The 8,314-nt window shown below is 30.2% G+C and carries 7 protein-coding genes; 1 reads left to right on the top strand and 6 read right to left on the bottom strand.

Annotation, left to right across the window (positions count from 1 at the left end; genetic code table 11):
* Positions 1-91 precede the first annotated feature (91 nt).
* From ACIQ56_RS11570 to hemH, 6 genes are all read right to left on the bottom strand, one after another.
* Positions 92-868 carry a hypothetical protein gene (locus ACIQ56_RS11570; RefSeq protein ID WP_397601217.1) on the bottom strand — a complete coding sequence of 259 codons (777 nt, stop codon included), beginning with the start codon at positions 866-868 and terminating at the stop codon, positions 92-94.
* Positions 869-947: 79 nt separating this feature from the next.
* The gene (locus tag ACIQ56_RS11565; RefSeq protein WP_397601216.1) at positions 948-2,027 is read right to left on the bottom strand and encodes a phospholipase D-like domain-containing protein; all 1,080 of its coding nucleotides are present in this window, start codon (positions 2,025-2,027) and stop codon (positions 948-950) included.
* Between the two features lie 86 nt (positions 2,028-2,113).
* A complete protein-coding gene (locus ACIQ56_RS11560; RefSeq protein WP_397601215.1) occupies positions 2,114-3,205 on the bottom strand; it encodes a chemotaxis response regulator protein-glutamate methylesterase in 1,092 nt (363 codons plus the stop codon).
* Between the two features lie 109 nt (positions 3,206-3,314).
* Positions 3,315-4,142, bottom strand: coding sequence for a tRNA pseudouridine(38-40) synthase TruA (gene truA / locus ACIQ56_RS11555; RefSeq protein ID WP_397601214.1), 828 nt, complete (start codon positions 4,140-4,142; stop codon positions 3,315-3,317).
* Positions 4,143-6,176: an excinuclease ABC subunit UvrB gene (gene uvrB, locus ACIQ56_RS11550; protein ID WP_397601213.1), complete on the bottom strand. Its 2,034-nt coding sequence runs from the start codon at positions 6,174-6,176 to the stop codon at positions 4,143-4,145.
* A gap of 13 nt (positions 6,177-6,189) precedes the next feature.
* Positions 6,190-7,233 (bottom strand): ferrochelatase, encoded by a 1,044-nt coding sequence (gene hemH / locus ACIQ56_RS11545; RefSeq protein WP_397601212.1) that lies wholly within the window; start codon positions 7,231-7,233, stop codon positions 6,190-6,192.
* Positions 7,234-7,390: 157 nt separating this feature from the next.
* Between hemH and ACIQ56_RS11540 the strand changes: the two genes are divergently transcribed.
* Positions 7,391-8,314, top strand: a 924-nt coding sequence (locus ACIQ56_RS11540) for a hypothetical protein (protein WP_397601211.1), incomplete at its 3' end; no start/stop codon positions are given.

Genomic DNA, 8,314 nt, shown 5'->3' with positions numbered 1-8,314 from the left:
CCAATCCATTGGTAGCTCCTTTGTTACTTTTTTTTAAGCAACAATTAACTAACAAATTGGAGCTATTTCTTCAATCTTCACAATATCTTTCTCAACTCTTAACTGGCATTAATAGTTTATATAAAGCTCCTATATTAAAATGAATTCCCCTTATAAACATAGAATAATTATTAACATCAGAAGTCGAATAATTTATATCTTGAGAAAGATAACTTAAAAAAGGTCCAAAAGTAATATTATTTGTTGATATTCCATTACCTTGTCTATCAAAAAAACCAATTGATAGCCCTAGACCTAAATTTTCTTTTATTTTTTTTGAAATAGAAACAGAATAAATAGACTCTTTTCCAACTTCTCTTAAAGTAGAAATAAAACTTCTTACTGAAATAGTATTTTTACCAATTTGAATATTACTAATATTATTAAAATTAACTTGTGTATATATATTTGTATTATCGGGGACATATACCGCAAATCCAATATAAAAATCATCAGAAAATAATGTGACTTTAGTCGTAAAACCAAAAAAACCATTTAAAATATCGGAATTTGTTTGTGTTCCCTGATAATTTTTTATACCATAAATAGAGTTTACTGATTGTGAATTTAAATAATAGCCTACTGAAGATAAACTTATTTCTTTATCCTTTGAAAAAACAATTCCTCCTGGATTATAATATAATCCAGGAGGATCATCGGAAATAGCCGTGTAGGCGCCTCCCATTGCCGCAGCTCTTTCTCCAATTAAAAAATCATGATAATGATTCCAATCGCCAAAAATTTTAAAATGAATAATAATACTTAATATTATAAATATATTTAGTAATTTATGTTTCCTTAAATAATTAAAGTAAGTTAATAAATTCAAATTTTTTCCTTAATAAAATTTGTACTTCATTATTTTACATTATTTAAATTAGGAAATATTTTCATTGTCATTAAAGATTTTATATACTTGTTTGATAAAGCATATTCCAATCATTCATATAATTGTCTAAAAGAGCAGATTGGTTATAAAAAACCATAATATTATTACATTGCTCATTTTCTGCAGAAGTAGTGTAATTAAAACTACCTAGTTCCAAAGTGCTGTTATCAATAATCATATATTTATTATGCATAATACTAAATTTTTTATTTAATTTAATATGAGCCCCTGCATTCAAAAGATCTTGAACGGCATTATTATTCGCATTCGCTTTATAATCTAAGACAATATTTAATTGAACACCGTTATTTTGTCTATCTTTAAGCGCATTCAGGATGTCAGGGTCTGTAAAGTTATAAGCAGCCATATATATATTATTTGTAGCTTTTTTAATATGTTGAATAATAACTTTTTTGGCAGAAAGAGAAGAAGAAATATAATTACATGCATTTGAAAATGCAATTTCAGCAATTCCTTTTTGAATTTGAAAAGAAGATAAACTTGAAATAGGAAATTTGCGAACATTTTCTTTGATAAATGAAAAATTTAAATTTTGTACATTTGAATTTGGAATTTTTTTGGAATTCGAAAATAACCTCTCAAAATTATCTGAATAAAGTTTTGCTATTTCAGGCTGATTTTCTATGAATAAAGCATTTTCTGCGTTTCTTTTATCTGCATTATTTGAATAATTAAAACTTCCTGTTTGAACTGATTTATTATCAATTACAATATATTTATTATGCATAATTTTAAATTCATTATTTAAGGATACAGGAATATTTGCATCTAATAAAGCTTGAACATCGGAGCCATTTCCATTTGCTGATTTTGCATCGACAACAACGCGCACATTCACACCTCGATGATGAGCATTAACAAGTGCATTGAAAATATCATCACTTGTAATGACAAAAGCGGCTAAATTAATACTTGATTGGGCTTCATTTATCGCATTTAATATGACATCAAAAGCACCTGAATTTGGACTAAATCCGACACTCGCATTTTGGTTTGAAAGTTTTACAGGTATGGCATTTAAAGCAAAAGGAACGAACATAACAATAGAAACAAAAAAAACACGGCAATTTTTATGCATATTTCCCTCTATAAATTGTATTTGTAGAGGGAAATACTAACAACGGATATTCTGAATTGCAAATTTTTTTTTATAATAAAATTTTTTTAAATTACATTTTTTAATTCGAGTTTAGAACACTCAATAATAATTCGATCTGGTATTTTATCCAAAGGTAACACCTCATCTATAGCACCTTTAGCTATTGCCTTCTTAGGCATCCCAAAAACCACACAGGATTTTTCATCTTGAGCTATGTTAAAACTCCCTGCTTTTTTCATTTCAAACAGACCTTCCGCCCCATCTCCTCCCATACCTGTCAATATGATTCCCATACCATGTTTGCCAACATTTCGAGCCATAGAAGAAAATAATGGATTTGCAGAGGGTCTTACACCATGAATTAACGGCCCCTCTTTTAAACGAATAAAGTAACTATTTTGAATTCGAATGATTTCCATATGAATATCCCCGGGAGCAAGCAAAGCTCTACCAGGTAAAACTTCATCATTATTTTCAGCTAATTTTAATTCAAATTGACAAACCCTACCTAATGATTCAGCAAAACTCAATAAAAATTCTTTAGGCATGTGTTGAACAATTAAAATTCCGGGAATATTTGATGGCAATTTAGATAATAAATTTCTTAAAGCTTCTGTTCCACCAGTTGAAGCTGCTATGGATATGATTTTAATTTTTTGGTTTTTTGTTATTTCTGGTAGCGGCTCAATTGCAATTTGTTTTACAACAGGTTTTATTTCAACTTTATTATTTAAAATTGCTCTTGCAGCTACTCTTACTTTAGTTATTAGACTATGTGCAATGGGTTCTATATTTAGTCCTGGAGATATTACTTGTTTTGGAAAGATATCAATTGCTCCAAGAGAAAATGCTTTTAATGCATTTTCTGAATTTTCTTTTGCAAAACTACTAATTATGATGGTTGGTATCGGATAAATTTTCATCATTTTTTCAAGAAATGTCAATCCATCCATTTTAGGCATATGAAGATCAAGAGTAACAACATCGGGTTTTAGTTTTTCTAACATTTCTAGGGCAACAAAGGAATCATCAATAGCACCAACAACTTCTATTGATTGATCAAAAGAAAGTAAGCTCGTAATAAATTTACGAATAGAAATGGAATCATCAACTATTAATACTTTTATTTTTTTCTTTATTAGGGTTTTATTTTTCAAAAATTCCTCAGTTCATTTCTAAAAATCATTCTACCTTTAAAAGGATACAAAATATCTTCTTAACAAGATTAGGCAAAAAATTACGATAGATAAGGAGCTGACGTTCACTCTAGCAGGGTGCTAATTCTTTCATATTATTTTGAAGCTTTTGGCTCATTTGATTTTTATCATAATACACTTCCATAAGGGTAAGTGCCCAAGAAGGAGCACAGACTCCAGTTTGAGAACGATCATTATGACTAAAAGCTTCGGTTATGGTATTCTTGTTACGTTTTCCACTCGCAATTTCAATAGAGGTACCAACAATATTTCGAATCATATTTTTTAAAAATCCGTCTCCCCAAATATCTATAATTAACATTTCTGGATAAATAGGATGAGTCCAAGCATCAATTTTAAAAATTTGACGTACCGTTGTCTTAGCGGAACAATCTGAGGCACGAAAAGCGGCAAAATCATGTTCTCCAACAAATTGAGCCAAATAAATTTTAACGTCCTCTAAAGAGAGTTTTGAGCGAACATGCCAACATCTTTTTGTCAGAATAGCGTGTTCAGAAAAACCGTGCCAAATTAAATAACGATAATGTTTCCCGGTAGATTGAAAACGGGAATGAAAATCAGAATCAACAAATTCGGCATGATAAACAGAAATATCAAGCGCTAAGTTTGCGTGTAATATTCCATTAAAACCTTTTATAATTCTTTCTTCTGTTAATTGAGTTACCGTATGAAAATTCAAAACATAATACTGAGCATGAACACCCGCATCTAATCGACTGCATCCACATAAAGTAACAGTTTCATTTGTTAATATTTCCCAAGCTTTATTTAATGCTTCTTGAACAGTAAAGACATTGGGTTGATATTGATAACCATGAAATTTTTCACCATTCCAAGAAACAATTAATTTTAAATTTCGATATTCCTTAGTTTCCATTTAAACATCACCTGATAGCAATATGATTTGTTCTTTTAAAATATTCATTTTATCACGTAGTTCTGCAGCTAGTTCAAACTCCATTCTTTGAGATGCTTTTTGCATTTCTTTATAAAGTTTTTGAACATGTTTCTCTAATTTTTTAGGATCTTTTAATATTTTCATATCACCTAAATGAGATACAGCTTGCATCAGTTTTTCTTGATAATTATCACCATAATCTAAATTATAAATTTTTCGAAGATCTTCTGGTATTTTTTTTAATATAGTTTGAGGAGTTATTTTATTTAATTGGTTAAATTCGTCTTGTTTTATTCTTCTTCGATTTGTTTCTTCAAGACAATATTTAATACTATCTGTTTCTTTATCTGCATATAAAATAACGCGCCCATTGATATTACGCGCAGCTCTTCCCACTGTTTGTATTAAACTTGTCCTACTGCGAAGAAATCCCTCTTTATCGGCGTCTAAAATGGCTACTAAAGCAACCTCAGGAAGATCTAATCCTTCTCTTAATAAATTAATACCAACAAGAACATCAAAAATACCAAGACGTAAATCTCGTAAAATTTCGACTCGCTCTATACTATGAATTTCAGAATGTAGATATTTTATTTTAATATTAAAATCTGCAAAATAAGAAGTGATATTTTCGGCCATTTTTTTTGTTAACGTTGTTACTAAAACACGGGATTTTTTTGCTATTGTTTCTTTAATTTCAAATAAAAGATCGTCAATTTGTCCTTTTGCTGGTTTGACTTCAATAATGGGATCAATTAAACCTGTTGGACGAATAATTTGCTCTACAATTTCACTGCCAGCATGTTCTAATTCATATTTAGCAGGTGTTGCAGAAACATAAATGGTTTGACCCATCCGCAATTTAAATTCATCAAAATTTAAGGGACGATTATCTAGCGCAGAAGGCAAACGAAATCCATATTGAACCAATGTTTCTTTACGAGCACGGTCTCCACGATACATACCTCCAATTTGAGGAACAGTGACATGGCTTTCATCGATGACTAACAAATAATCTTTTGGAAAATAATCTAATAATGTAGAGGGAGGTTCTCCAGGATTTCTTCCATCAAGGTAACGAGAATAATTCTCTACGCCTTGGCAGTAGCCAATTTCTCGGATCATTTCAATGTCATGTAATGTTCTTTGCTCAACTCGATGCGCTTCAATTAATTTTCCTTGATCTTTAAATTCTTCCATTTTTTTCAATAAATCTTTGGTAATATTAGCAACAATTTCTTCTATTTTTTCATTATCTAGGACATAGTGAGAGGCTGGGTAAATACTTACTTTATGTATTTTATCTAAAATCGTTCCACGAAGGGCATCGATGGTTGCTATTTTTTCAATTTCGTCCCCCCAAAATTGAACACGGACTGCTTTTTCATTTTCATAAGCAGGAATAACTTCAACAATATCTCCACGAACTCTAAATTTACCACGTTCTAGTGAAATATCATTTCTACTGTATTGAATTGCTAATAATTGGCGGATAAAATCGTCGCGTGAAAGTTTGCTTCCTTGCTCCAATAAAATTCGAGAATTTAAATAAGCATCGGGAGCCCCAAGTCCATAAATACAGCTAACGGAACTGACAATAATAACGTCCCGTCTTTCAAATAACGACTTTGTAGCACTATGACGCATTTTATCAATATCATCATTAATAGATGCGGTTTTATCAATAAAGGTATCTGTACTTGGCACATAGGCTTCAGGCTGATAATAATCATAATAGCTTACAAAATATTCCACCGAATTATTTGGAAAAAGCTCTTTAAATTCTTGGAATAATTGAGCTGCAAGCGTTTTATTATGTGCAATTACCAATGTAGGACGTTGCGTTTTTGCAATCACATTGGCAATGGTAAATGTTTTTCCAGAGCCTGTTACCCCTAATAATATTTGTTCAGAAACCCCATTATTTAAACCATCAATTAATTTATGAATTGCTTGAGGCTGATCTCCCATAGGCTCCATGGGCCATTCTGTTTGGAATTTTTCATCAACCATAAATTTCCTTTTTTTAATCTCTTTTAGAAGCTTGTTTTATCATATTTGCAACAACTTCAGACCAATATGGGTGGGAATTTAAAGAAGGTACCAATTTTAAATCTTCACCACCTAATGACAGCCATTGTTCCTTTGCTCTTATTTGAATTTCTTCAAGAGTCTCTAAACAATCTGCAACAAAAGCAGGACACATTACGGCTATTCTTTTAAAGCCTTTTTGTGCAATTTCGGGTAATACAAGATCGGTATAGGGTTTAATCCATGGACTTCTGCCTAAACGAGATTGAAAAGAAGTTACAAAGGTATCTTTTTTCAATTGCATTTTATTTGCAATGGATCTTGTCGTATCATAACATTGTGCACGATAACAATAAAAATTTTCATTGCAAATTTCATCGCAACAGCTTTCTTTTTGCAAACAATGTCTTCCTTTAGATAAATCCGATTTTACAATATGTCTTTCTGGAAGACCATGATAACTAAACAAAGTGAAATCTGGTTTAAATTCATTCATAATATCTTTATATATAATAGAAAAACTTTCAATAAAACCAGGGTTATTATAAAAAGGTGGCATATAAATGAGTTGAGGAACATTCCACATGGAATTTGCAATTTTTCCTACTTTTTCAAATACAGTTCCTGTTGCAGCAGAAGAATATTGAGGAAATAAAGGAAAAACAATAATTTTATGCGCCCCATTTTGAACTAACTTATGGATCGCTTTTTCAAGGGATGGATTTTGATAACGCATACAAAATTCAACCAAATAATTTTCTCCTAATAATTGAGAAACATTTTTAGCTAAATTGGAACTATGACACATGAGAGGTGACCCTTCAGGTAACCACACCATTTTATACGCATGAGACGATTTTGAACTTCGAAAAGGTAAAATAATCAACCGTAACAAAAGAAAACGAGCTAAAGCAGGAATGTCAATGACACGAGGATCGGACAAAAATTCTTTTAAATAGCGCCTGACATCGGGAGTTTCTGGAGAGTTCGGTGTCCCCACATTCACTAATAAAACTCCAACTTTATTGTTTAAATTCATTTTAAATTCCATTATTTTAAAAATAATCACAAGGGAATTCTTGTTCTATAAAAATAGGCAAGAATCAAACATATAGGAAAAACAGTAGCCCTCTTTTCCTAAAAATTGAATTATCATGACTTATTAAAGGTTACCACCGAATCCAGTAGGTTTAAAAATGTTTTCCATCCGAAATCGATTTTTAATAACCATGTGCTTTTTAATTGCACTTGCCTCAAGCGTTTGTCTTACATTTGGAGCATGGCTTTTATTTATCCAATTAAAAAACTCATCTTTAAAACTTTTAAACTCGGCAAAAGAAACGATTCAATCTTCCATTGAATATGAATATTTAAAATTAGGAAGTGATACAAAAATACTTGCTAGTTTAAGTGATTTTATAAAAGAAATAGAATCAAGACAAAATTTTGCAGTTTTAAAAATTGCAGAAAAATTTCAAAATGAATCGGAACTATCCGAAGTTTCAAGTTATGATAATGAAGGAAATCCAATTTCTTTAGGTGGTGATAAAAAAAATACACAATTTATTAATTTTTTTTCAGATTCTAATAATAAACCATTATTTGATGGATTTAAAACCGCTTTAAATGGAAAATCCACTTCTAATTTATTTGTAAACTCACATGTAAAAATAATAAATATCTCTCCCATTATATCAGCGAAACAAAAAGTGTGTGGTATTTTATCCACATCAATTCATTTAGACAATAAATTTTTAGAAAAAACCGCAAGACTGACGGGTGTTGATATTTCCTTTTTTTCAAATCATAATATCATTTCAAGCTCAATTGATGATGTAAGTGAAAAAAATATAATTTCACAAGAATTTGAAATGAATAAAATAAAAAATAATGAAAAAGAAAAATCTTGGGTATCAAATCATTCTTATTATTTACTATTCCCTATAAAAAGCACATCAACAGATAATAAACTATATTCTCTTTTATCCATTTCAAATAAAGAAAATGTTTATGTATTTGATAGCGTAAAAAAATTTATTATTTTGTTTGGTATTTTTATCATTATCATCTCACTAATTGTATCTACATTTATTGCCTCAGGAATTACGAAAGGAATAAAA

It is taken from the genome of Silvanigrella sp., assembly GCF_044369315.1.
Lineage (GTDB): Bacteria > Bdellovibrionota_B > Oligoflexia > Silvanigrellales > Silvanigrellaceae > Silvanigrella.
This window is presented reverse-complemented; position numbering and strand designations above follow the sequence as displayed.

Coding starts and splice junctions, on each gene's coding strand:
- ACIQ56_RS11565 (WP_397601216.1), bottom strand. CDS start 2,027: ATGCATAAAAATTGCCGTGTTTTTTTTGTTTCTATTGTTATGTTCGTT.
- truA (WP_397601214.1), bottom strand. CDS start 4,142: ATGGAAACTAAGGAATATCGAAATTTAAAATTAATTGTTTCTTGGAAT.
- uvrB (WP_397601213.1), bottom strand. CDS start 6,176: ATGGTTGATGAAAAATTCCAAACAGAATGGCCCATGGAGCCTATGGGA.
- hemH (WP_397601212.1), bottom strand. CDS start 7,233: ATGAATTTAAACAATAAAGTTGGAGTTTTATTAGTGAATGTGGGGACA.